Source organism: Actinophytocola sp. (assembly GCF_036555685.1).
Classification (GTDB): domain Bacteria; phylum Actinomycetota; class Actinomycetes; order Mycobacteriales; family Pseudonocardiaceae; genus Actinophytocola.
Genome location: NZ_DATBKY010000303.1, coordinates 1 through 23,001 on the forward strand (window position 1 = coordinate 1; position 23,001 = coordinate 23,001).

24 protein-coding genes are annotated in these 23,001 nt (G+C 70.9%); 2 read left to right on the forward strand and 22 right to left on the reverse strand.

The window, feature by feature from the left end; all coding sequences use genetic code 11:
- Positions 1-53 precede the first annotated feature (53 nt).
- From VH969_RS31850 to VH969_RS31905, 12 genes are all read right to left on the reverse strand, one after another.
- Positions 54-668 (reverse strand): cell wall protein, encoded by a 615-nt coding sequence (locus VH969_RS31850; protein WP_331981093.1) that lies wholly within the window; start codon positions 666-668, stop codon positions 54-56.
- Positions 669-681: 13 nt separating this feature from the next.
- Positions 682-1,107 (reverse strand): RlpA-like double-psi beta-barrel domain-containing protein, encoded by a 426-nt coding sequence (locus tag VH969_RS31855; protein ID WP_331981095.1) that lies wholly within the window; start codon positions 1,105-1,107, stop codon positions 682-684.
- A gap of 367 nt (positions 1,108-1,474) precedes the next feature.
- Positions 1,475-2,224 carry a 4-hydroxy-tetrahydrodipicolinate reductase gene (dapB, locus tag VH969_RS31860; RefSeq protein ID WP_331981097.1) on the reverse strand — a complete coding sequence of 250 codons (750 nt, stop codon included), beginning with the start codon at positions 2,222-2,224 and terminating at the stop codon, positions 1,475-1,477.
- Positions 2,217-3,551 carry a M16 family metallopeptidase gene (locus VH969_RS31865; RefSeq protein WP_331981099.1) on the reverse strand — a complete coding sequence of 445 codons (1,335 nt, stop codon included), beginning with the start codon at positions 3,549-3,551 and terminating at the stop codon, positions 2,217-2,219. The genes dapB and VH969_RS31865 overlap by 8 nt, the downstream gene beginning before the upstream one ends.
- A gap of 5 nt (positions 3,552-3,556) precedes the next feature.
- The gene (locus VH969_RS31870; RefSeq protein ID WP_331981101.1) at positions 3,557-5,794 is read right to left on the reverse strand and encodes a polyribonucleotide nucleotidyltransferase; all 2,238 of its coding nucleotides are present in this window, start codon (positions 5,792-5,794) and stop codon (positions 3,557-3,559) included.
- A gap of 242 nt (positions 5,795-6,036) precedes the next feature.
- Positions 6,037-6,306 carry a 30S ribosomal protein S15 gene (gene rpsO, locus VH969_RS31875; RefSeq protein WP_075130364.1) on the reverse strand — a complete coding sequence of 90 codons (270 nt, stop codon included), beginning with the start codon at positions 6,304-6,306 and terminating at the stop codon, positions 6,037-6,039.
- A 113-nt stretch (positions 6,307-6,419) separates the two neighbouring features.
- Positions 6,420-6,974, reverse strand: a complete 555-nt coding sequence (gene thpR, locus VH969_RS31880) for an RNA 2',3'-cyclic phosphodiesterase (RefSeq protein ID WP_331981106.1) — start codon at positions 6,972-6,974, stop codon at positions 6,420-6,422.
- A complete protein-coding gene (locus VH969_RS31885) occupies positions 6,975-7,454 on the reverse strand; it encodes a helix-turn-helix transcriptional regulator (protein ID WP_331981108.1) in 480 nt (159 codons plus the stop codon).
- A gap of 154 nt (positions 7,455-7,608) precedes the next feature.
- On the reverse strand, positions 7,609-8,562 hold the full coding sequence (locus VH969_RS31890) for a bifunctional riboflavin kinase/FAD synthetase (RefSeq protein WP_331981110.1): 954 nt from the start codon (positions 8,560-8,562) through the stop codon (positions 7,609-7,611).
- 105 nt (positions 8,563-8,667) lie between these two features.
- Entirely contained in the window at positions 8,668-9,579 is a 912-nt protein-coding gene (truB, locus tag VH969_RS31895; RefSeq protein ID WP_331981112.1) for a tRNA pseudouridine(55) synthase TruB, read from the reverse strand.
- A gap of 37 nt (positions 9,580-9,616) precedes the next feature.
- Complete coding sequence (locus VH969_RS31900) at positions 9,617-10,921, reverse strand: MFS transporter (RefSeq protein ID WP_331981114.1); 1,305 nt, start codon at positions 10,919-10,921, stop codon at positions 9,617-9,619.
- Between the two features lie 85 nt (positions 10,922-11,006).
- A complete protein-coding gene (locus tag VH969_RS31905) occupies positions 11,007-12,311 on the reverse strand; it encodes an MATE family efflux transporter (protein ID WP_331981116.1) in 1,305 nt (434 codons plus the stop codon).
- 62 nt (positions 12,312-12,373) lie between these two features.
- On the opposite strand from VH969_RS31905, the gene VH969_RS31910 reads away from it, so the two are divergent.
- The gene (locus VH969_RS31910) at positions 12,374-12,895 is read left to right on the forward strand and encodes a CGNR zinc finger domain-containing protein (RefSeq protein ID WP_331981118.1); all 522 of its coding nucleotides are present in this window, start codon (positions 12,374-12,376) and stop codon (positions 12,893-12,895) included.
- Between the two features lie 58 nt (positions 12,896-12,953).
- On the opposite strand, the gene VH969_RS31915 is transcribed toward VH969_RS31910, so the two are convergent.
- The 7 genes from VH969_RS31915 to VH969_RS31945 form a co-directional block, all read right to left on the reverse strand.
- Complete coding sequence (locus VH969_RS31915; RefSeq protein ID WP_414638643.1) at positions 12,954-13,811, reverse strand: SIS domain-containing protein; 858 nt, start codon at positions 13,809-13,811, stop codon at positions 12,954-12,956.
- 9 nt (positions 13,812-13,820) lie between these two features.
- Positions 13,821-14,936 carry an ABC transporter ATP-binding protein gene (locus VH969_RS31920; protein WP_331981120.1) on the reverse strand — a complete coding sequence of 372 codons (1,116 nt, stop codon included), beginning with the start codon at positions 14,934-14,936 and terminating at the stop codon, positions 13,821-13,823.
- Positions 14,937-15,056: 120 nt separating this feature from the next.
- The gene (locus VH969_RS31925; protein WP_331981122.1) at positions 15,057-15,944 is read right to left on the reverse strand and encodes a carbohydrate ABC transporter permease; all 888 of its coding nucleotides are present in this window, start codon (positions 15,942-15,944) and stop codon (positions 15,057-15,059) included.
- A 3-nt stretch (positions 15,945-15,947) separates the two neighbouring features.
- Complete coding sequence (locus VH969_RS31930; protein ID WP_331981124.1) at positions 15,948-16,874, reverse strand: carbohydrate ABC transporter permease; 927 nt, start codon at positions 16,872-16,874, stop codon at positions 15,948-15,950.
- 64 nt (positions 16,875-16,938) lie between these two features.
- The gene (locus tag VH969_RS31935) at positions 16,939-18,171 is read right to left on the reverse strand and encodes an extracellular solute-binding protein (RefSeq protein ID WP_331981126.1); all 1,233 of its coding nucleotides are present in this window, start codon (positions 18,169-18,171) and stop codon (positions 16,939-16,941) included.
- Between the two features lie 115 nt (positions 18,172-18,286).
- A complete protein-coding gene (locus VH969_RS31940) occupies positions 18,287-19,288 on the reverse strand; it encodes a DHH family phosphoesterase (RefSeq protein WP_331981128.1) in 1,002 nt (333 codons plus the stop codon).
- Between the two features lie 83 nt (positions 19,289-19,371).
- Entirely contained in the window at positions 19,372-20,148 is a 777-nt protein-coding gene (locus VH969_RS31945; RefSeq protein ID WP_331981130.1) for an alpha/beta hydrolase, read from the reverse strand.
- A gap of 294 nt (positions 20,149-20,442) precedes the next feature.
- On the opposite strand from VH969_RS31945, the gene VH969_RS31950 reads away from it, so the two are divergent.
- Entirely contained in the window at positions 20,443-20,823 is a 381-nt protein-coding gene (locus VH969_RS31950) for a MarR family winged helix-turn-helix transcriptional regulator (protein ID WP_331981132.1), read from the forward strand.
- Between the two features lie 8 nt (positions 20,824-20,831).
- Here VH969_RS31950 and rbfA read toward each other — a convergent pair whose 3' ends face one another.
- The 3 genes from rbfA to infB all read right to left on the reverse strand — a co-directional run.
- Positions 20,832-21,284 carry a 30S ribosome-binding factor RbfA gene (gene rbfA, locus VH969_RS31955; protein WP_331981134.1) on the reverse strand — a complete coding sequence of 151 codons (453 nt, stop codon included), beginning with the start codon at positions 21,282-21,284 and terminating at the stop codon, positions 20,832-20,834.
- An 84-nt stretch (positions 21,285-21,368) separates the two neighbouring features.
- On the reverse strand, positions 21,369-21,662 hold the full coding sequence (locus tag VH969_RS31960) for a DUF503 domain-containing protein (protein WP_331981136.1): 294 nt from the start codon (positions 21,660-21,662) through the stop codon (positions 21,369-21,371).
- A 1-nt stretch (position 21,663) separates the two neighbouring features.
- On the reverse strand, positions 21,664-23,001 hold a 1,338-nt coding region (gene infB, locus VH969_RS31965), incomplete at its 5' end, for a translation initiation factor IF-2 (RefSeq protein WP_331981138.1).

The window sequence follows — 23,001 nt, forward strand, 5'->3', positions numbered from 1 at the left end:
GCCGCCCACCCCCCCCCCCCCCGCGCCGGGGGGGCGGGCGGCCGACCGGGTGGTCAGGCCGCCGCGTAGACGGTGGCCAGGTCGACCTCGTTGGTGTCCGGGCGCCAGGCGCCGATCACCTGTGCATGCTTGCCCACCTGCAGCAGCGACATGTCGCTGACCGCGGGCGTGCCGTTGTAGACCGCCGCGGTGGTGCCGGCGATGACGTGCCCGATGATCCGGTCACCGTGGTGGTCGAGGTGCATCGCGTCCCGGCCGATCGAGGTGATGTGGACGGTCAGGTTCACGATGTTCAACCACACCGCGTCGGCGGCGAGCGTGCCGTCCGGCATGCGCACGCCCCGGGCGTACAGCCCGTCACCCACCTTGGCCGCGTCCGCGGTGGTCGGGCGCAGCTTCCACACGCTGGTGGCGCCGGTGAGGTGGATCTGGTGAATGCTCTTGTCGACGCTCGTGACGAGCAGCAACCCCTTCTTGGCGCTGATGACCCGGCCCTCGACGAAGTTCGGGTCCAGCTCGCCCGCCTTGGCGGGATGCCGCCGTGCCGCCGACTCGGCCGCCGCCTCGGGGGCGAACGAGCCGAACGAGCTGGCTCCGACGACGGTCGTCGCGGCGGCGGTGCCGAGCACCGCGCGGCTCAGGAACTTCCTGCGGCCCAACGAATCCATGTCTCCCACCTCCTCAGCTGTGAACCGTGATCGGGATGAGGCCGCTCGACAGGTTGCCGATCGCGCTGAACGCCGCCGGGGTCAGGTCGAGCAGCCGGTCGGTGGCGCAGTTGCCCGAGCAGCAGGAGCGCTCGCCGCACCACAGGTCGGTCTGCGGACCGCAGTCGGCGATCTTCACCGAGATCTCCGTGGCGCCGCACAGGTTCTTGACGAAGAACGTGTGCCCGCAGCCCCAGCGCAGCAGGGTGTCGCCGCACGAGTCGGGGCGCGTGATCGAGAAGCACGCGGCCGACGTGTTGGGCCAGGCGCAGTGCATGCTGCCGGAGCGGCAGTTGCCGCACGCACCGCCGCCGGCCGAGCCGCACGGCCCCCAGGCCGCGCCGCAGCAGAACCACGAGGTCTCGGCCCTCGTCGGTGCTCTCGGTTCCGGTTGTGTCATGGGTTCGTTCCCTTCGGGTGTCCCCATCGCAACCGCGAACCGCGCGTTTTCGGGCGCAGCGAGCTGGGTGAGCTCGCGCGCGGACGCGAGCTCACCCTGTCTCTCGTCTGGCCCTCTTCGCACGCGGGTCCCGGTGACGATGGCAGGGTGGGACTTTCGCACGAACAGACGGGAGTTGGTTAGCTACTGACGAGAGTCGACGCTACTTGGTGGTTTTCGATCCCACACCTGCCGATCGGCGTAGTGGCACGAGCAAACGGACCAATTGGAAATCGTTTGCCAGTTACGCGCGCTTGGCCGGGCGACTACCTCGCGGGCTGACTCGGTCCCGGTGGGCGGGGATCGGTCGCCGTGCAGCGGGGAATGTCTAGATGTCCATCAGGTGGTGCAGGCCCACTGTGAGGCCCGGCCTTGTCCGGATCTGCCGCACGGCCAGCAGTACGCCGGGCATGAACGACTTCCGGTCCAGGGAGTCGTGGCGGATCGTCAGCGTCTCGCCTTCGCCGCCGAACAGGACTTCCTGGTGGGCCACCAGGCCCGCGACGCGAACCGAGTGGACGTGGACGTCCGCCACCGTCGCGCCTCGGGCGCCGGGCAGCTCCGACGTCGTCGCGTCGGGGGACCTGCCCAGGCCCGCCGCCTTCCGGGACTCGGCGATCAGGCGGGCCGTGTGCGCCGCGGTGCCCGACGGGGCGTCCGCCTTGCCCGCGTGGTGCAGTTCGATGATCTCCGCCGACTCGTAGAACCTCGCCGCCAATTCCGCGAAGCGCATCGAAAGCACCGCGCCCAGGGCGAAGTTCGGGGCGATCAGCACGCCGAGGTCCGGCTTCGAACCGAGCCAGCCGCGCACGGTGTCGAGCTTCGCCTGGTCGAAGCCGGATGTGCCGACGACGCAGTGGATGTCCCGCTCCACGCAGTACCGGAGGTTGTCCAGCACGGCGTCGGGGTGGGTGAAGTCGACGACCACCTCGGTGCCGTTGCCCGGCAGGTCGGACAGCTGGTCGCCCACGTCGACCTGCGCCACGAGCGTCATGCCGTCGGCGGTGTCGACGGCGCGGCAGACCTCCGCGCCCATCCGGCCGCGTGCGCCCAGCACGCCCACCCGGATCTCACCCACGGACTTTTCCCCTCACCACTTCGGCCGGGACGTCGTCAGGGTGCGCGTAGGGACCGACGACCGCGGTCGCGACGGGACGGGTCAGGAGCTGGGACGCGAGCGTGGCCACCTCGTCCGCGGTGACCGACTCGATGTGCGCCAGCGTCTGCTCGACGGTCAGGTACTCGCCGTAGGACAGCTCGCCCTTGCCGATCCGCGACATCCGCGAGCTCGAGTCCTCCAGGCCCAGCACCATGTTGCCGCGCAGCTGCCCCTTCGCACGCTGGACCTCGTCGTCCGACAGCCCTTCGCGGGCCACGTCGTCGAGGACCTCGTGCACGACGGCCGCCACCGAGCCGAGACGGTCCGGCTGGCAGCCGGCGTACACCGACAGATGGCCGGTGTCCGCATAAGACGCAACCGACGAGTACACCTGGTACGCGAGCCCGCGCCGCTCCCGAACCTCCTGGAACAGCCGCGAGCTCATCCCGCCGCCGAGCGCGGCGTTCAGCACGCCGAGCACCCACCGGCGCTCGTCGTGCCTGGTCAGCGCGCGAACGCCGAGCATGAGGTGTGCCTGCTCGGTGTCGTCGGTGTGCAGCACCAGCTTCTTCGGCGGGGCCACCCGCGCGCGGCCGGTCCGCGGGCCGCCCGGCGGACGGTCGCCGACGAGGCGGTCGCGCAGCAGCTGGCGGGCGTGGCGGAGCACGTCGCCGTGCGTGATGTTGCCCGCGGCCGCGAGGACCATGCGTGGCATCGCGTAGCGGCGCTTGTAGAAGCCGTGCAAGGAGGTCCGGCTCATCGACGAGATGGACTGCTCGGTGCCGAGCACGGGCCGGCCGAGCGGGTGGCCGGTCAGCAGGGCCTCGATGAACGTGTCGTGCAGGAGGTCCTCGGGGTCGTCGTCGCGCATGGCGATCTCCTCGAGGACCACGCTGCGCTCGGTCTCCATGTCCTTCTCCGCGAGCAGGGCGTCGAAGACCACATCGGACACGAGGTCCATCGCGAGCGGCAGGTCGGAGTCGAGCACGTGCGCGTAGTAGCAGGTGTGCTCCTTCGCGGTGAACGCGTTGAGCTCGCCGCCTACCGCGTCGATCTCCTCGGCGATCCGCACCGCCGAGCGCTTCGCGGTTCCCTTGAACAGCAGGTGTTCCAGGTAGTGCGCGGCACCCGCGACGGCCTGCTGTTCGTCGCGGGAGCCGACGCCGACCCAGATGCCGACCGAGGCCGACCGGACACCCGGGACCTGCTCGGTGATGACCCGCAGGCCACCGGGCAACACGGTGCGCTTGACCACGCACCCGCCTTCGGTCCGCTCCAGGACCCGGGTGCTTCCGTTACCTGCCAACGAAACTACGCCTTAGTCGACTCTGCGGGCTGCTCCTCGACCTTGTCGGCGTCCTCGTTGACCAGCACGAGGCTGATCTTGCCGCGCTGGTCGATGTCGGCGATCTCCACCCGGAGCTTGTCGCCGACCTTGACCACGTCCTCGACCTTGCCGATGCGCTTCCCGTTGCCCAGCTTGGAGATGTGCACCAGGCCGTCCTTGCCGGGCAGCAGCGAGACGAACGCGCCGAACGCTGCGGTCTTGACCACCGTGCCGAGGAACCGCTCGCCGATCTTGGGCAGCTGCGGGTTTGCGATCGCGTTGATCTTCTCGATCGCGGCCTCCGCGGACGGGCCGTCGGCCGCGCCCACGTAGATCGTGCCGTCGTCCTCGATGGAGATGTCGGCGCCGGTCTCCTCGGTGATCGAGTTGATCATCTTGCCCTTCGGGCCGATGACCTCGCCGATCTTGTCGACCGGGATCTTGACGCTGGTGACGCGCGGCGCGTACGGGCTCATCTCGTCGGGCTTGTCGATCGCCTCGGCCATGACCTCGAGGATCGTCAGCCGCGCGTCGCGGGCCTGCGACAGCGCGCCGCCGAGCACCTCGGACGGGATGCCGTCGAGCTTGGTGTCCAGCTGGAGCGCGGTCACGAAGTCCTTCGTGCCGGCGACCTTGAAGTCCATGTCGCCGAACGCGTCCTCGGCACCGAGGATGTCGGTCAGCGCCACGTACCGGGTCTCGCCGTCGACCTGGTCGGAGACCAGGCCCATGGCGATGCCGGAGACCGGGGCCTTCAGCGGCACGCCGGCGTTGAGCAGCGACATGGTCGACGCGCACACCGAGCCCATCGACGTCGAGCCGTTGGAGCCCAGCGCCTCGGAGACCTGGCGGATCGCGTACGGGAACTCGTCGCGCTTGGGCAGCACCGGCACCAGCGCCCGCTCGGCGAGCGCGCCGTGGCCGATCTCGCGCCGCTTGGGCGAGCCGACCCGGCCGGTCTCACCGGTGGAGAACGGCGGGAAGTTGTAGTGGTGCAGGTAGCGCTTGTGCGTCTCCGGGGACAGCGAGTCGATCTGCTGTTCCATGCGCAGCATGTTCAGCGTGGTGACGCCCAGGATCTGGGTCTCGCCGCGCTCGAACAGCGCCGAGCCGTGCGCCCGCGGGATCAGTGCGACCTCCGCGGACAGCTGGCGGATGTCGGTGATGCCGCGGCCGTCGATGCGGACCTTGTCGCGCAGGATCCGCTGGCGGACGAGCTTCTTGTTCAGCGCCCGGAACGCGGCGCCGACCTCCTTCTCGCGGCCCTCGAACGCGCCGCCCTCGACCGCGCCGACCTTCTCGAGGGTCTGGGCCTTGATCTCGTCGAGCCGGCCCTCCCGCTCCTGCTTGCCGGCGATGGTCAGCGCCTGGGCGAGCTCGTCGGTGACCGCGGTCTCGACGGCGGTGTAGGCGTCCGGCTGGTAGGCCGGGTAGGTCGGGTACTCGGCGGTGTCCTTGGCGGCGACCTCGGCGAGCCGGGACTGCGCCTCCACCAGCACCTTGATGAACGGCTTGGCCGCCTCGAGGCCCTGCGCGACGACCTCCTCGGTCGGCGCCACGGCGCCGCCGGCGACCAGGTCCAGCACGTTCTCGGTGGCCTCGGCCTCGACCATCATGATCGCGACGTCACCCGACTCGACCACGCGGCCCGCGACGACCATGTCGAACGCGGCCTTCTGCAGCTGCTCGTGGGTCGGGAAGGCGACCCACTGCTCGCCGATCAGCGCCACCCGGACGCCGCCGACCGGGCCGGAGAACGGCAGGCCGGCGAGCTGGGTGGAGGCCGACGCGGCGTTGATCGCCACGACGTCGTACAGGTCCTGCGGGTTGAGGCTCTGGACGGTGATCACGACCTGGATCTCGTTGCGCAGGCCGTCGACGAACGACGGGCGCAGCGGGCGGTCGATCAGGCGGCAGGTCAGGATCGCGTCGGTCGACGGGCGACCCTCGCGGCGGAAGAACGAGCCGGGGATGCGGCCTGCGGCGTACATCCGCTCCTCGACGTCCACGGTCAGCGGGAAGAAGTCGAAGTGCTCCTTCGGGTGCTTCGACGCGGTCGTCGCGGACAGCAGCATGGTCTCCTCGTCGAGGTAGGCCACGACGCTGCCGGCGGCCTGGCGGGCCAGGCGGCCGGTCTCGAACCGGATGGTGCGCTTGCCGAAGGTGCCGTTGTCGATAACGGCCGTCGTCTCGTGAACTCCAGCTTCGCTGAAGTCGGTCATCTAGTTACTCCTCGTCATCGCGGGCGCGCACACCCCATACGGGGCACAGGGCACGGAATCCTCGCGAGGCCGGTCTTCGATCGAAGCGCCCGGGGCTCTGGTGGTCGAAACCCACCCGCTCTCCCGGGAGCCACTACCGAGGACCGGCGAACTGATCCCCGTACGCGGTGCGCATTGCCCTTTCGTTTTTTCTTTTGACAGACGTCGGGGGAGCGGCCGGGTGGGCCACTCCCCCGAGGGGTCTATCGGCGCAGGCCGAGTCGCTGGATCAGCGACCGGTAGCGTTCGATGTCCACCTTCGTCAGGTAGTTCAGCAGTCGGCGCCGGCGGCCGACCAGCAGCAGCAGGCCTCGGCGGGAGTGGTGGTCGTGCTTGTGCACCTTCAGGTGCTCGGTGAGGTCGCTGATGCGCTTCGTCAGCATCGCGACCTGCGCCTCGGGCGAGCCGGTGTCGGTGTCGTGCACCCCGTACTCCGCGAGGATGGTCTTCTTCTGTTCGGTGGACAGCGCCACTCTGTGTGCTCCTTGAGATATGAGATGTACCGTGCGGTCCCGTCTCGGGATAGCAGGTACCGGCCGCCACGGACCGCAGCCGGACCCGAAGACCGAGGTTAGCAGGTGGCTCGTTAGCCCTGCTCACCGGCCAGTGTGACGCGGTCTAGCGGGGTGTAGACCGGTCCCGACGGACCCTTCTGGTCGCTGCGGTACAGCACCACCTCGCCGGCCGTCCACCAGCGGCCGGTGAACTCGGCGAGCTCGGCCACCGCGTGAACCGCGCGGTGGCCGCCGCCCGCCCCGCGGCGCCAGCGGGCCACGGTGACGTGGGGGTGGAAGTCGTGCCCGCTCGCGTTGTCGTCCGCGTTCAGCGCGCCGGCCATGGCCCGCAGGGCGGACGCGTCGCGGTGGTCTTCCGGTGCGGCCCCTATCCACAGTACGCCGGGGAACCGGCCGGCCCCGCGCAGCCGGAGCCGGGCCGCGGCGAGCCCGGCGGCCTGCCGCCGGAACCACACACCGCGCCGGTCGACGTGCTCGCGGTCGCCGTAGAACCCCAGCGTGATGTGCCAGCGCTCGGGCGGGACCCAGCGCAGCGGGCCCTCCTGCGCGCGAAGCCCGCGCAGCCGCTCGGCCAGCTCGGCCCGCACCGCGGCGGGCAGCTCGATGGCCGAGAAGAGGCGGACCATCTATTGAGGTTGGCCCGCCCGTCGCAGCAGGTCGGCGAGCTCGGGGAACTTCCCGTTGAGCAGGGTCGCGGCCGCGGTGAGGTCGCCGGCCTCGGCCACCCGGCGCAGGGCCGCCACCGCCACGCGGTCGTTGCGGCCGATGTCCACCGGCAGGTTGTCCCTGGTCACCGAGGGCCGCGACGCGCGCACCTCCTCGAGCGCGCGCATCATGGCTTCCTTCTTGCCGGCCGCCACGTCCGGCACGAGGACCTTGCGCTCCAGCATGATCAGCCGGGCCAGCACGGCCGGGTTGCCGATCTTGGCCCGCCGGCCGCTCATGACCTGGCTGAGCATCGGCGCGCTGATGCCGAGCACGTCGGCGAGGAACGCCTGGGAGATGTCGAACGCGACCACGAGGCGGCGAACCCGGTCCCCCAGGGGCTCGCCGTACCACTCGCGCTGCAGCGCGAGGTTTCGCTGGACGATCTTGTGGTCCTCCACGTTCGCCTCTCCCCTGGGGTTCCCGCTCCGCCGGCCCGCCCCGACCACGGCAGACCTGCCAGCATCTTGCCAGGTGAGTACGAATTACGTGGTGATTCCGGACAGCTGTTCGCATCTGCACGTGTTCGGGTGACCACGCGAGAGTGACGGAGGGTCAGCTCAGCAGCTCACGGGTACGGTCGACGTCCCGGTGCATCTGCTCGACCAGCGCTTCCGTGGAGTCGTAGCGTTCCATGTCGCGTAACCGGGCGACGAAGTCGATCCCGACGCGCTGGCCGTAGAAGTCCTCGTCGAGGTCGAGCACGAACGCCTCGACCCGGCGCTCGCGGCCGGAGAACGTCGGGTTCGTGCCGACGGAGACAGCGGCCATCAGCGGCTCGCGGCCGGGAGGGTTCAGCAGCGAGAAGCGGCCGGCGTAGACGCCGTCGGCCGGTACCGCGGCGTACCGCGGCGTCGAGAGGTTGGCGGTCGGGAAGCCGAGCTCGTGGCCGCGCCGGTCGCCGCGCACGACGATGCCCTCCAGCCGGTGCGGCCGGCCGAGCGCGGCGGCCGCGGCGGCGACGTCGCCGGCGTTGACGCAGGCCCGGATGTAGGTCGAGGAGAAGGTGATCTCGTCGGCCGGGGTCGAGTTGGGCACGGTGACGAGCTTGGCGCCCTCGACGGCGAAGCCGAACCGGTGGCCGAGCTGGGTGAGCAGCTCGACGTTGCCGGTCGCCTTGTGGCCGAAGGTGAAGTTCTCCCCCACCACGACGGCGGCCACGTGCAGCTGTTCGACCAGCACCTCGTGGACGAACACGTCCGCGGGGACCTTGGACAGCTCGAGGGTGAACGGCAGCACGCAGAAGACGTCCACGCCGAGCGCCTCGACGAGCTCCGCCTTGCGCCGCAGCGTGGTGAGCTGCGCGGGGTGGCTGCCCGGCCGGACGACCTCGGCCGGGTGCGGGTCGAACGTGACCAGCACGGTCGGCAGGGCCCGGTCCTGGGCGAGCGACACCGCGCGGTTGATCAGCTCCTGGTGTCCCAGGTGCACCCCGTCGAACACCCCGATGGTGGCCACACAGCGCCCCCAGCTACCGGGGATGAACTCCAGTCCACGCCACCGCTGCAATTCCGCCTCCCCGGGATTGAATCTACTGGTCGCCGTTGGTGGTGTCGTCTCAGCCGCGGTTGGCGGCCACGCGAGTTCTGCGACCCGCGGGCTGACGTACCCACCCTAGTTGTCAGGTGGGGTCAGGACGACCACGGAGCGGGCGGCTTCGCCCTCGTCCACGGCCAGGGCCACGGCGTGGCCGGCGGGGTCGAACACGCCGTACGTGCCGGCGATCCCCGCGGCGGGCAGCTGCTGGCCGCGCAGCAGGGCGGTGGCGGCGGGGACGTCGACGTCGCGGCGCGGGAACGCCTTGGCCACCGCGTCGTCCATCGACAGGGAGAGGCCGGGTTCCGCCGCCAGCCTGTCCAAAGTGGTCACGACGCGCAGGTCGAACGGGCCGACCCTGGTGCGCCGCAACGCTCCCAGGTGCCCGCCGACGCCGAGATCCGCGCCGAGGTCGCGGGCGAGCGCGCGGACGTAGGTGCCCGACGAGCACTCGACCATCACGTCCAGCTCGACGGCCTCGCCATCGCGGCGGGTGGCCAGCAGGTCGAACCGGCTCACCTCGACCGGCCGGGCGGCGAGCGCGACGTCCTCCCCCGCGCGCACCCGGGCGTAGGCGCGCTTGCCGTCGACCTTGACGGCGCTGACGGAACTCGGCACCTGCTCGATGTGCCCGGTGAGCTTGCCGATCCCGGCCGCGACCGCCTCGTCCGCCACGCCGGACGCGTCCGCTGTGGACACGACCTCGCCCTGCGCGTCGTCGGTCGTGGTGGCGCTGCCGAGGCGGATCGTGGCGAGGTAGGCCTTCGTGTCGAGCGCGAGGTGGCCGAGCAGCTTGGTGGCCCGCTCGATGCCGAGCACCAGCACGCCGGTGGCCATCGGGTCGAGCGTGCCGGCGTGGCCGACCTTGCGCGTGCCCATGATCCGCCGCACGCGGGCGACGACGTCGTGGGAGGTCAGCCCGGCGGGCTTGTCGACGACGACGAGGCCGGGCGGCACGGTGACACGCTGCTTGGTCGCTGCTGGGGGCACGAGGAGACATCCTCGCAGACGCACGCCGCGGGCTCGCTCAGGCCGCCGCCAGGTCCCAGGCCCGCCGCCGGATGCGCACCGGCACGTCCTCGCCGCGGGCGACCGCGTCGAACACCGCGGCCCGGGCGCGGCGCCACCACACCGAGGTGCGCCACAGGCCGAGCAGCAGGACCGCGACCACCGCAAGCAGGGCGAGCCGGAACGCCGTGGGCGACCCCAGTGGCTCGAACAGCGAGAGCAGCACGCCGACCGCCGCCGCCGACACGGTTATCGCGACGAACCCGCCGACGTTGACCACGCCGGTGGCCGTGCCGACCCGGTGCATGGGGTTGTAGTCGCGGGCCAGCGCGAACGCGATCGACGAGGCGGGCCCGCCGATCGACAGGACGGCGAACCCGGCGACCAGCACGCCGGCCGGCACGTGCCCGCCCGGCCAGCCGAGCAGCACGGCCCAGCTGCCGAGCGCGGCGAGCAGGTAGCCGACGACGAGCGGCGTGCGGCACGCCGGCCGGCGGCTGATCACGGCGCCGATGGCGGGCCCGCCGACGATCGCGCCGAGGACGAGGACGCCGAGCACGGTGCTCGCGACCGGCCGCGGGAGGCCCTGCGCCTGGACGAGGTACGGGAAGCCCCACAGCAGGCCGAGCATCGCGGGGGCGAACATCGTGGAGAAGTGCATCCAGAAACCGAGCCGCGTGGCGGGCGTGCGCCACGCGTGCCGGACCTGGCCGAGCACGGCGGGCAGCGACTGGGGCTCACGGCGCCGCTGGATGGCGCCCGGCGGGTTGTCGCGGACCCGTAGCGCCAGCACGATCGCGTAGGCGGCGGTGGCGGCGCCGGTCGCGGCGAACGTCGCGGTCCAGCCGATGTCGTCGAGCAGGACGGCGAGCGGCAGCGTGGCGATCAGGTTGCCCAGCGCGCCGAGTGCGGCGGTGATCGCGGCGAGCGCGGCGTAGCGCCGGGCCGGGAAGTGGGCGGCGACCAGGCGCAGCACGCTGACGAACGTCATCGCGTCGCCGACGCCGAGCACCGCGCGGGCGAGCAGGCCCAGCGGGTAGGACGTGGCGACCGCGAACAGCAGCTGGCCCAGGCCCATGAGCGCGGCGGCGACGGTGAGCACGCGGCGCGCGCCGAAGCGGTCGACGAGCAGGCCCGTCGGGATCTGCATGAGCGCGTAGACGCCGATCTGCAGCACCGTGAACGTGCCGAGCGCGGCGGGGCCGAGCCCGAAGCGCGCGCCGGCCTCGAGGCTCGCGACCCCGAGGGAGGTTCGGTGGAACACCGCCGCCAGGTACACCAGAACCGCGATGGACCAGATGATCAGTGGCCGTCGTGCGGGCACGACTCTCCCGTTCGATGTCGGTGGTTTCCGTTAGGAACAGCGCGCGGGGGCGCCTAATCGTTAGCCAAGCTAACCGTGGGCTCACTCACACGCGCACCGCGCCGAGCACGGCCCAGCGGCCCGACCGCATCCGCCATACGACGGCCACGAGTCGCGCGAGGACGAACAGCGTGAGCCCGGCCCAGATGCCGACGAGCCCCCAGCCGAACGCGAACGACGCCCAGATCATCGGCAGGAACGCGAGCGCCGCGGTGCCGATCGTCGCGTTGCGCAGGAACGCGGCGTCGCCTGCCCCGAGCAGCACGCCGTCGAGCGCGAACACCACTCCGGCGGCCGGCTGCATCGCGACGAAGAACCACCACGCGTGCGGGATCTCCGCGAGCACCGAACCGTCCGAAGTGAACACTCCGGGTAGGACGCCGGCGAGCGCGGCGAACAGCAGGCCGAGTGCGACGCCGAAGACGAGCCCGTAGCCGGTGATCTGGCGCGCGAGCCCGTGCGCGCGCCGTTCCTCGTCGGCGCCGGGCGCGGCGCCGACGAGCGGCTGAGCGGCGATCGCGAGCGAGTCGAGCACGAGCGCGAGGAAGGACCACAGCTGCAGCACGACCTGGTGCGCGCCGACCGCGGCGGTGGACGTGTGCGCGGCGACCGTGGTCGCGGAGACGAAGCACGCCTGGAACGCGAGGCTGCGCAGCACGAGGTCGCGGCCGAGGGCGAGCTGCGCGCGCATCAGCCTGGGTTGCGGGCGCAGATCGACCCGCTCGACGGCGAGCGCGCGAACGAACAGCATGGCGGCGATGAGCTGCGCGCAGACGTTGGCGACGGCCGAGCCCTCGAGGCCCCAGCCGGCGGCGTAGACGAGGACGGGGCAGAGCACCGCGGAGATCCCGTTGCCGGCCAGCACGTACCGCAGCGGGCGCCGGGTGTCCTGCACGCCGCGCATCCAGCCGTTGCCGGCCATCGTGACGAGCACGAACGGGACGCCGAACAGCGCGATGCGCAGCCAGCTCACCGCGGCGTCGGCGACCGGCCCGGGCCCGGCGAGCAGGTGCGCGATCGGCACGGCGAGCGCCTGCCCGGCGAGTAGCAGCACGATCCCGACGACGATTCCGAGCCACGTGGCCTGCACGCCCTCGGCGACGGCGTCCGCGCGCCGGCCCGCGCCGTGCAGCCGGGCGGCGCGCGCGGTGGTGCCGTAGCTGAGGAACGTCAGTTGCGTGGAGACCTGGGCGAGCACGATCGCGCCGACGGACAGCCCGCCGAGCTGCACGGCGCCGAGATGCCCGACGACGGCGGTGTCGACCAGCAGGTAGAGCGGTTCGGCGGCGAGCACGCCGAGGGCCGGGACGGCGAGCCCGAGGATCTGTCGCAGCGGCGCTCGCTCTGCCACGAGCCCTCCAGGTAAGGTGCGCTTGCCGGGTTCGCACCTGACACTACCGGTAAGGATCGCAGATGGACAACGCCGATTACCTGGACGTGGCCCTCCGCCTGGCGAACGCGTCGCTGGACGACGTGCCCGCCCTGCGCGCGACGCTGCACGACGAGCCGTGGTGGTCCGACCGGGCGACGTCCGCGGACCTGGCGGCCTTGGTACCGGTGGCCGCCGGCCTGCGCCGCGTCCTGCGCCGCGCGGTCGAGGCGGATCAGGCGGGCGTGCTGCGGGAGGTCAACGCGCTGCTGGCCGCGCACCCGCTGCGCCCGCGCCTGTCGGCGGGCCACGGCACGGACGCGAACTGGCACGTGCACGTCGCCGACCCGGACGCTCCCCCGGCGACCGAGGTGGCCGCCGCCGCGGCGTGGGGCATCGCGCAGGGCGTGGTCCACTATGGACTGTCCCGCTGGGGCCGGTGCGGCGCCGCGGACTGCGGCAACTTCTACCTGGACACCTCCACCAACAAGGCGAAGCGCTTCTGCTCCGCGCGCTGCGCGAACCGCGTGCACGTGGCGGCGTTCCGTTCCCGGCGCCGCGCCTGAGTCAGGACGGGACGACGGCGCAGGTCAAGTCGCGCCCGCGATCGGGCGGCCGAGCGGCTCAGGAGAGGATCACCGAGCGGGTCAGGTTGCGTGGGTGGTCGGGGTCCAGGCCGCGCTCCACCGCCAGCCGCTCCGCCAGCCGGTGCACGCGGACCAGATCCGCGAGCGGGTCGCCCGACGACACCTCTACGTGCGCGCCCGTCGCGCGGACGGCGTCCACCAGCCCGGGTGGGGCGTCGCCCAGGAGCCAGACGGCCCGGCCCGGCGCGGCGATCGAGATCGGCCCGTGCCGGTACTCCATCGCGTAGTACGACTCCGTCCACGCCTGCGCCGCCTCGCGCAGCTTCAGTGCCGCCTCGTTCGCCAGGCCGATCGTCCAGCCGGTGCCGAGGAACGTGAACTGCGAACCCGCGGGTGGCAGGTCGGCGGCCAGGGCGGCCGACGCTTCGGACGGCAGGGCCGACGTGTCCTCGCCCAGGTGCGTGCGCAGCAGCACGAGCGCGGTTGTCGCGAAGCGGGTCTGCACGACCGACCGCTCGTCGGCGAAGTCCAGTGCGATCACCGTGTCGGCCGCGGTCGCGACGGGCGCCGACGGGACCGCCGTGATCGCCACCGTCGGCGCGCCGTCGACCCGCGCGAGCGCCGCGAGGACCTCGGTCGTCGTGCCGGAGCGGGTCAGGGCGACCACCCGGTCGTAGCGCCGCGCGGCCGGGAACTCCGACGCCGGCCACGCGTCGGTCTCGCCCTGCCCGGCGGCCTCGCGCAGCGCCGCGTACGCCTGCGCCATGTACCACGACGTGCCGCAGCCCAGCACGGCCACGCGCTCGCCCGGCGCGGGCAGCCCGGCCGCCGACACGCCGCGAGCCAGCCGCCAGGTGGCAGGCTGGCTCGCGACCTCCTCGGTCAGAAAGGTCAACTGCGGCGCTCAGTCAGGCAGGCGCTCGCCCGTGTCGGCGTCGAACAGGTGCACCGCGCCAGGCTCCGGCACCAGACCGACCTTCTCGCCGCGGGTGTATGAGGACATGCCCGGAGCGCGGACGGTGATCGTGTTGGCGTCGGCTTCGGCGGCGTCGGTCTCGTCGGACGCGGCGAGCTCGTGGCTGGTCGAGCAGTACAGGAACTGCTCGGAGCCCAGCTCCTCCACGACCTCGATCATCGCGGTGATGCCCTCACCGGCCGGCCTGAGCGTCCAGCCCTCCGGCCGCACGCCGACGACGAGCCGGTTGCCGGACAGCGCCGAGAGCTGTTCCGCGGTCAGCTCGATCGCCTGGCCGCCGATGACCGCGCCCTCGCTGCCGACGGTCGCGGGGATCAGGTTCATCGCGGGCGAGCCGATGAAGCCGGCGACGAACAGGTTCTTCGGCTTGCCGAACAGTGCCATCGGCGTGTCGCACTGCTGGAGGAGGCCGTCCTTGAGCACGGCCACCCGGTCGCCCATGGTCATGGCCTCGATCTGGTCGTGGGTGACGTAGATCGTGGTGACGCCGAGGCGGCGCTGCAGCGAGGCGATCTGCGTGCGGGTCTGCACGCGCAGCTTCGCGTCCAGGTTGGACAGCGGCTCGTCCATGCAGAACACCTGCGGGCGGCGGACGATCGCGCGGCCCATGGCGACGCGCTGGCGCTGGCCACCGGAGAGCTTCGCCGGCTTGCGCTCCAGGTACGGCTCGAGGTCGAGCAGCTTGGCGGCCTCCAGCACCCGCTCGGCGCGCTCCGCCTTCGGCATCTTCTTGATCTTGAGGTGGAAGCCGATGTTGTCCGCCACGGTCATGTGCGGGTACAGCGCGTAGTTCTGGAACACCATGGCGATGTCCCGGTCCTTCGGCGGCAGGTTGGTGACGTCGCGCTCGCCGATGCGCACGGCACCCTCGTCGACGCCCTCCAGCCCGGCCAGCATGCGCAGCGTCGTGGACTTGCCGCAGCCGGACGGGCCGACCAGTACCAGGAACTCCCCGTCGGCCACCTCGAGGTCTAGCTGGTCGACGGCCGGACGGTCGCTGCCCGCGTAGTAGCGGCTCGCTCCGTCGAAGGTCACAGTGGCCATGGCTTACCTTTCATCTCGCCGGTCAACGACCGCACCCCGTTGTCGGCCCGGTACGAAACCGGCGCGCGAGCACAATCTAGAGCAACCAATGCGTGAACACCACGATTCAGAATCACGAAATCACTTCACTCCGCCGGCCGTCAGACCGGACACGAGCTGCCTCTCGATCAAGGCGAAGAGTGCCACAACGGGCAGGATGCCGATGATCGACACCGCGAACACGTACTGCCAGGCGGACTCGTACTGACCGATGAACCGGGTCAGCGCGACCGTCAGCGGCTGGTTGGTGTCCGTCGGGAGCAGGATGAGGCTCGCCGCGAACTCGTTCCAGCACGCGATGAACGTGAAGATCACCGCGGTGACGATGCCGGGCCAGACGAGCGGCAGCATGATCCGGCGCAGCGACTGGCCGCGGGAGCAGCCGTCGAGCCACGCCGCCTCCTCGATCTCCTTCGGCACGGTCGCGAAGAAGCTGTGCATGATCCACACGGCGAACGACAGGTTGAACGCCGCGTTCACCAGGATCATCGCGAACCGGGTGTCGTTGATCTCCAGCGCCACGAACTCGCGGAACAGGCCCGACGCGAGCACGGTCGGCTGCAGCATCTGGGTGATCAGCACCAGCAGCAGGAACGGGATCTTGGCCCGGAACGAGTGCCGGGCGGTGTAGTAGGCCGCCGGCAGCGCCACGACCAGGGCCAGCGCCGTGCCTCCGAGCGAGATGACGACCGTGGAGAACAGGTTCCACGGCAGCGGGGTCTCCGGGGTGCCCCACATGTTGACGAAGTTCTCCGGCGCCCAGTCCTGCGGCAGGTAGGTCGGCGGAACCTTGAGGATCTCCTGCCGGGTCTTGAACGCGCCGATCAGCATGATCAGGTACGGGAACAGGAACACCAGCGCGACGATGACGGCGACGATCGTGAGGCCCCAGCGCTTGCGCTCGCGGACCTTCGGACGCCTCGCGCCCGCGGCGGACACCGCGGCCGGGCGTTCGATGACGGTCGACATGGGTCAGTCCTCCCGCATCGGGCGCACGACCCGCAGGTAGACGCCGATCACCACGACGATCACGATGAAGTTCAGCACGGACAGCGCGCTGGCCGTGTCGATCTGCCGGTCGTTCTGGATGATCTTGTACATGAGCGACGTCGTGGTGTCCGCGTCGTAGCCGGGGATCGCGCCGGTCATCGTCTTGAGGATCGGCAGGTTGTTGAAGACGTTGATGACGTTGATGATCGTGGCCACCGCGAGCGCGCCGCGCAGCTGCGGGAACACCACGCGCCAGTAGGTCTGCACGCGGCTCGCGCCGTCGATCTGCGCCGCCTCGAGCACGTCGTCCGGCACCGTCTGCAGGCCGGCGAGGAACACGAACGCGGTGAACGGGATCGAGACGAACACCGCGACCGCCATCGCCGACAGGAACCCCGGCAGCGGGTTCTTCAGGAACCCGAACGGCGCGTCGAGGATGCCGACGTCGACGAGGAACCGGTTGATGATCCCGTAGAACGGATCGAGGCCGTACACGAACACCGTCGAGGTCATCACGACGGACGCGGCCCACGGCACGATGATGATCAACCGGAGGACCTTGCGGCCGGGGAACCGCTTGTTGAGGAACTGCGCGAGCACCAGGCCGATGCCGATCGACAGCGCCACCACGCCGATCGTCCAGACGACCGTGTTGGTCATGACGCGCGGCAGGTGGTCGAGGCCGAACACCCGGTCGTAGTTGTCGAAGCCGGCCCAGCCGCGGTCCTTGCCGAACCGGGACAGGTCGCGGAACGACGTGTAGATCATGTAGCCGATCGGGAACATGACGACGCCGATGATCAGCACCAGCGAGGGCGCGAGCCACGGGAGTGCCTGCAACGTCGTCTGCCGGCGGGCACGCCGTCTGAGCGCCTTGTTGCCGGCCCCGGTGTCGATGGGGGTTGCCACGCGTCGGTTCCTCCTGGTGATGCGCTCCCCCGGCCCGCCGGGCGGCGGGCCGGGGGAACCGGCGTCAGCTGCCCTCGTCGGCCTTCGCCTGGATCTGCTTCAGGACGTCGTCGACCGGCTTGGACTGGATCTGCCCGACCAGCGACTTGAACGCACCGGACGTAGCGCCCCAGGCCGGGTTGGTGGCCGGGTAGAACTTGGCGTCCGGCAGCGCGTCGATGAACGTCTTCAGCTCAGGCTTCGCGGCGGCCGCGTCGGCGCCCGACTTGGTCGCGGGGATGAAGCCCTCGTTGTCGTTGAACTTGACGTAGTTGTCCTTCTGGTAGAAGAAGTCGAGGAACTTCTTGATCGCGTCCTGCTTGTCCTCGTCCTTGTTGAAGCCGACGAAGTAGTCCGCGACGCCCAGCGTGGACGGGCTGCCGTCCTTGGTCGGCGACGGCGCGATGGCCCACTTCAGGTTCGGGTTCTTCTCGTTGATCTGGCCCACGATCGGCGGCAGGCCCTGGATCATGCCGATCTTGCCCTGGATGAAGACGTCCAGCAGCGGGGTGCGGTCGGTCGCGCCCGGGTCCGGCTGGGTGACCTTCTGGTCGATCATCGACTTCATGAACGTCAGGGCCTCGTTGGCCTCCGGCGTGTCGATGGTCATCTTGCCGTCCTTCTCCCAGGTGGCGCCGGCGCCGTAGGCGAAGATGGACGTCTCGGCCTGGGCCTCCTCGCTGCCGAGCGGCATGCCGTAGCCGTACACGCCGCCGCCGGTCGCGGTGATCTTCTTCGCGTCGGCGAGCAGCTCGTCCCACGTCTTCGGCGGCGCGGAGATGCCGGCCTTGGTGAAGAGGTCCTTGTTGTAGAACAGCGCCCGGGTCGACGCCACGGTCGGCACGCCGTACGCCTGGCCGTCGATCTTGGCGCTGTCGATGAACGACGGCACGATGTCGTCCATCGTCTGCTTCGAGACGATCTCGTCCGCCTTGTAGAGCAGGTCGTCGGCGCCGTAGGCCGGACCCGCGGCGTCGAGCTCCAGGATGTCCGGGGCCTTGTCGTTCTGGATCTTGGTGTCCAGCACGGTGTAGATGTCGTCCCAGCTCTGGGTTTCGAGCTTGACCGAGATGTCCGAGTTCTTCGCCTCGAACGCCTTGACCAGGTCCTCCCAGTACGGCTTGGTCTTGTCGCCGTAGATCGGGACCAGCAGGTCCAGTTCGGTGCTACCGCCCTGCTCGCCCGAGTCGCTTCCGCAGCCAGCGAGCCCGAGCGCCGCCACGGTCGCGACCGCGACTGCATTGATGACGCGCCTCAACTCATCCTCCGTTTCCGCCGGGCCGGTCCGCCAGGCTGATCGCCGCCCGGACCGTGCGGCCCGTCGCAGCGATTGGTTTATACCACTTGTTCAGCTCGTCGCCGCCCCGCCGTGCTCAACCCGATGCAAGCAACACCGGGTCGCTGAGTGCTTCGCGCAGTTTGGTGATGATGTCCTCGAGCTCGCCGTCGGCGCTGAAACCGGCCGCGAGCGTGTGCCCGCCACCGCCGAACTGTTCGGCCACGGCCCGCACGTCGACCGTGCCGACCGCCCGTAACGATCCGGTCCAGTGGCCGGACGAGGTCTCCTTCAGTACCGCCGCGACCTCGGCCTCGGCCGTGGTGCGGACGATGTCGACCACCGACTCCACCTCCTCGAGGCGCACGCCGATGAGGTCGTCGAGGCGGACGGCCGTGTGCACGAGCCCGTGCCCGCCCGCGGCTTCCGGTTCGAGGACGGCCCGGTCGAGCACGCCGGCGAGCATCTGCAGGAAGGCGAACGGGTGGGTGTCCATGAGGTCGCGGGCCACCGCGGTTGGGTCGGCGCCGGCCTCGATGAGCCGCGCGGCGAGCAGGTGGGTGCCGGGGCGCGCGCGGCGGAACGAGCTCGTGTCGGTGACCAGGCCCGCGTACACGCAGCGGGCGATGTCCGCGTCGAGCGGCCAGTCGAGCTCGTCGAGCAGCCGCATGACGAGCACGGCGGTCGCCTCGGCGGTCTCGTCGACCACGTGGTGGGTGCCGTAGAAGGTGTTGGACGCGTGGTGGTCGAGGACCAGCACCGCGCCGCCGGCCTCGGCGGTGGCGTTGACCCGGTCCGCGAGCTGTCCGAGCCGTGACTTGCTGGCCGTGTCCACGGCGACGAGCAGGCCCGAGGCCGCCGGCACCTCGGCGGCCGGCACGACCAGGCCGTCGACGTCCAGCCCGCGCAACGACTCCGGCACCTCGCCGGGCATGCCGAACGACACCCGCGCCGGCACGCCACGTCTGTGCAGGGCCAGACCGAGCGCGAGCGCGCTGCCCAGCGCGTCCGCGTCGGGGTTCACGTGGGCGAGCAGTGACACGTCGGTCGCGGTGCGTAACAGGTTCGCTGCGGCACCAAGATCCGTGGTGTGCGGCACCCGGACAGCCTCACGTAACCGGGCGGCCGCGTCCAGTACGCACCCGGGAGATGGTTGCCGAGTTGAGATGTGCCGGCGGACCGTCAGCCGATGCGGTCGCCGACGAACTTGAGCGCGTCCGGCAGCACCTTGCGCCAGAACTCCTCGTCGTGGTCGCCCACCTCGATGTCGGCGACCTCCGGCTTGGCGCGGTCGACGAGCTCGTGCGTGGCGTCGATGAACGGGTCGGACTCCCCGCACCAGACGCCGATCGGCGCGCCGGCGAGCGCGTCGAGGTGGCGCAGCGGGTCGGTGTCCTCCCACTGCTTCTCGTCGGCGAAGACGTCGCGCGCGCTCGCCTCGGGCCAGCTGAGGAAGATCGCCGGGCTGATCGCGGCGAGGGCGGGGTCGTTGAGCGCCGCGCCGGCGTAGTTGAAGGCGCCGTAGCCGCCCATGGAGATGCCGAGGACGGCGAACGGGTTGGTGGCGAGCCCGCGCTCCCCCAGCCAGCCGGGTAGCTCGTCGGTGAGCATCGCCTGCGGGTCGTCGCCTTCCTCGGTGGCGACCCAGTACGAGTCGCCGCCGTCGACCGCGACGACCGCGAACGGCGGCGTGCCCTGGTAGTCGACGATCGACGAGAGCGTCCTCGGCACGCCGAGGTCGACGAACATGCCGGCGTTCGAGTCGCGGCCGTGCAGCGCGAGGCAGACCGGCAGGTTCGGCTCGGAGTCCGCCGGCCGGATGATCACCAGCTCGACCTCGGTGCCGCGGGCCTCGGAGCGGATGCGCTCGCGGATCACGGGTTTGGCCGGCTTGGCCGACGAGCGGCCGGTCGCCGGCGAGAGGGTCTGGCTGCCGGGCTGGGTGCGGGCCGCGCGCACGGGTGCGCCGGTTGGCCTGGGCGCGCAGCCGACGGCCGACAGACCTAGGCCGATCGCACCAAGCAGAACGTCTCGCCGCGAATGGCGAATATCGCCTGCAGCCACGTCTCACCCCAAGCATGGCGGGTAGTCGGTCGGGGGCACCGAGAGTACCGAACCGTTACGTCGCACGGGACTCAGCCGGAAACTTTCCCTTTTTTGACAGGGCACTGTCAATCTGTCACGGTGTCGCACGTGGTTGCTCTCACCGACCGTGGCCTGGAGTTTTCCGAACTGTTGGCAGAAGTTTTCCGGGTGAACGGACTGCTCCTTACGGCCGGTGACGCCCTCGCCCAGCCGGCGGGACTGACCAGCGCCCGTTGGCAGGTACTCAGCGTCGTGGATCACGGCCCGATCACGGTCGCGCAGGCGGCGCGCACGATGGGCCTGGCCCGCCAGACCGTGCGCGAGACGGTCTCGTCGCTGGTGTCGCTGGGCATGATCGCCCACGAGGACAACCCCCACGACCGCCGCGCGCGGCTGTTGGTGCTCACTGCGCGGGGCCGCTCGGCGCTACGCGCGGCGGAACGCCGCCAGGCGGCGTGGGTCAACCACCTGGCCGCACGGACATCGCTCCCGGATCTTCGCGCGGCGACGGACCTCCTGCGAGATCTCGGCGACCTGCTCGAGAGCTGAGCGGCGCGTCAGGCCTGCTCTTCCTCGTCCTCGCGCGGGGCACGGTACGGGTCCGCCTCGCCGGCCGGCTTGGCTCCGTTCGCGAGGCGGGCCACCTCCGCGTCCGCGGCGTGCGCGCGGGCCAGGAGGTCGTCGATACGCTTGGCGTCGTCCGGCACCGTGTCCGCGACGAACGACAACGTCGGGGTGAACCGGACGCCGGTCCCCTGCCCGACGAGCGAGCGCAGCACACCCTTCGCGGACTCCAGCGCGGCGGCCGCGCCCGCGGTGTCCGGCGCGGACTCGAGGTTGTCGCCCAGCACCGTGTAGTACACGGTCGCGTCGTGCAGGTCCGCGGTGACCTTGGCGTCGGTGATCGTCACCCGGGCCAGGCGCGGGTCCTTCACCTCGTGCTCCAACGCGGAGGCGACGATCTGCGCGATGCGCTTGGCGAGCTTGGGGGCGCGCGGTGCGTCAGCCACGGCATTCCTTCCTACCAACGAACGAGAACCAGTGCCTGTCTCGTGGAACGCAACCAACACTTTCAATTTCGGGGCGGCGGGCTGCTAGTCGTGTGGGCCGAGCCACCGGCGCCGGGCGGAGACCAGCTCCAGCTCCGGACGTCCGGCGACCAGCCGTTCGCACGCGTCCAGCAGGTCGCGCACGTGATCGGCGTCGGCCGCGACCGCGGCGACGCCGATCAGCGACCGGCGGTGCTTGTCGAGGTGACCGGCCTCGGCCACGGTCACCTCGAAACGGCGGCGCAGCTCGGCCAGTACCGGCCGCACCGCCGATCGCTTCTCCTTCAGCGAGCGGATGTCGCCCAGGACGACATCCAGCTCGAGCGCACCGACGTACAACTCAGTCGCGCGGCTTCTCGCGCAGCTCGTAGGTCTCGACGATGTCGTCGACCTTGATGTCGCTGTACGAGCCGAGCGTCAGACCGCACTCGAAGCCCTCGCGGACCTCGACCGCGTCGTCCTTGAACCGCCGCAGCGAGCTGACCGGCAGGTTCTCCTGGACCACCACGCCGTCACGCATGAGGCGTGCCTTGGCGTTGCGGCGGATCTCGCCCGACAGCACCATGCAGCCCGCGATCGTGCCGACCTTCGAGGACTTGAACACCTCGCGCACCTCGGCGCGCCCGAGCTCGACCTCTTCGTAGATCGGCTTGAGCATGCCCTTGAGGGCCTGCTCGATCTCGTCGATCGCCTGGTAGATGACCGAGTAGTAGCGGATGTCGATGCCCTCGCGGGCCGCCTGCTCGGAGACCTTGCCCTCGGCGCGGACGTTGAACCCGAGGATGATCGCGTCGGACGCGATCGCCAGGTCCACGTTGGCCTTGGTGATGCCACCGACGCCGCGGTCGATGACCCGCAGCTCGACCTCGTCACCCACCTCGATCTTCGTGAGCGCGTCCTCGAGGGCCTCAACGGTACCCGAGTTGTCACCCTTGATGATCAGGTTGAGCTGGCTCGTCTCCTTGAGCGCGGAGTCCAGGTCCTCGAGGCTGATCCGCTTGCGCCGCTGGGCGTTCGCCGCGTTGCGCAGCCGGGCCGCGCGCCGCTCGGCGATCTGCCTCGCGGTGCGGTCCTCCTCGACCACCAGGAACGTGTCACCGGCGCCCGGCACCGACGTGAAGCCGATGACCTGCACCGGCCGCGACGGCAGCGCCTCATCGACGTCCTGGTTGAACTCGTCGACCATCCGGCGCACGCGGCCGTACGCGTCACCGGCGACGATCGAGTCGCCGACGTGCAGCGTGCCGCGCTGCACCAGCACCGTGGCGACCGGGCCGCGACCGCGGTCCAGGTGCGCCTCGATGGCCACGCCCTGCGCCTCCATCTCCGGGTTGGCCCGCAGGTCGAGCGCCGCGTCCGCGGTCAGCACGACGGCCTCGAGCAGCCCGTCGATGTTGATGTTCTGGCGCGCGGAGATGTCGACGAACATCGTGTCGCCGCCGTACTCCTCGGCCACGAGCCCGTACTCGGTGAGCTGCTGGCGCACCTTCGCCGGGTTCGCGCCCTCCTTGTCGATCTTGTTGACCGCCACCACGATCGGCAGGTCGGCCGCCTGCGCGTGGTTGATGGCCTCCACCGTCTGCGGCATGACGCCGTCGTCGGCGGCGACCACGATCACCGCGATGTCCGTGGAGTTCGCACCGCGGGCACGCATGGCGGTGAACGCCTCGTGACCCGG

Bases quoted from the DNA above. Each gene is read 5' to 3' on its own strand.
- VH969_RS31855 (WP_331981095.1), bottom strand. From the start codon at position 1,107: ATGACACAACCGGAACCGAGAGCACCGACGAGGGCCGAGACCTCGTGG.
- VH969_RS31850 (WP_331981093.1), bottom strand. From the start codon at position 668: ATGGATTCGTTGGGCCGCAGGAAGTTCCTGAGCCGCGCGGTGCTCGGC.
- thpR (WP_331981106.1), bottom strand. From the start codon at position 6,974: ATGGTCCGCCTCTTCTCGGCCATCGAGCTGCCCGCCGCGGTGCGGGCC.
- VH969_RS31920 (WP_331981120.1), bottom strand. From the start codon at position 14,936: ATGGCCACTGTGACCTTCGACGGAGCGAGCCGCTACTACGCGGGCAGC.
- VH969_RS31910 (WP_331981118.1), top strand. From the start codon at position 12,374: ATGGACAACGCCGATTACCTGGACGTGGCCCTCCGCCTGGCGAACGCG.
- VH969_RS31925 (WP_331981122.1), bottom strand. From the start codon at position 15,944: ATGTCGACCGTCATCGAACGCCCGGCCGCGGTGTCCGCCGCGGGCGCG.
- VH969_RS31870 (WP_331981101.1), bottom strand. From the start codon at position 5,794: ATGACCGACTTCAGCGAAGCTGGAGTTCACGAGACGACGGCCGTTATC.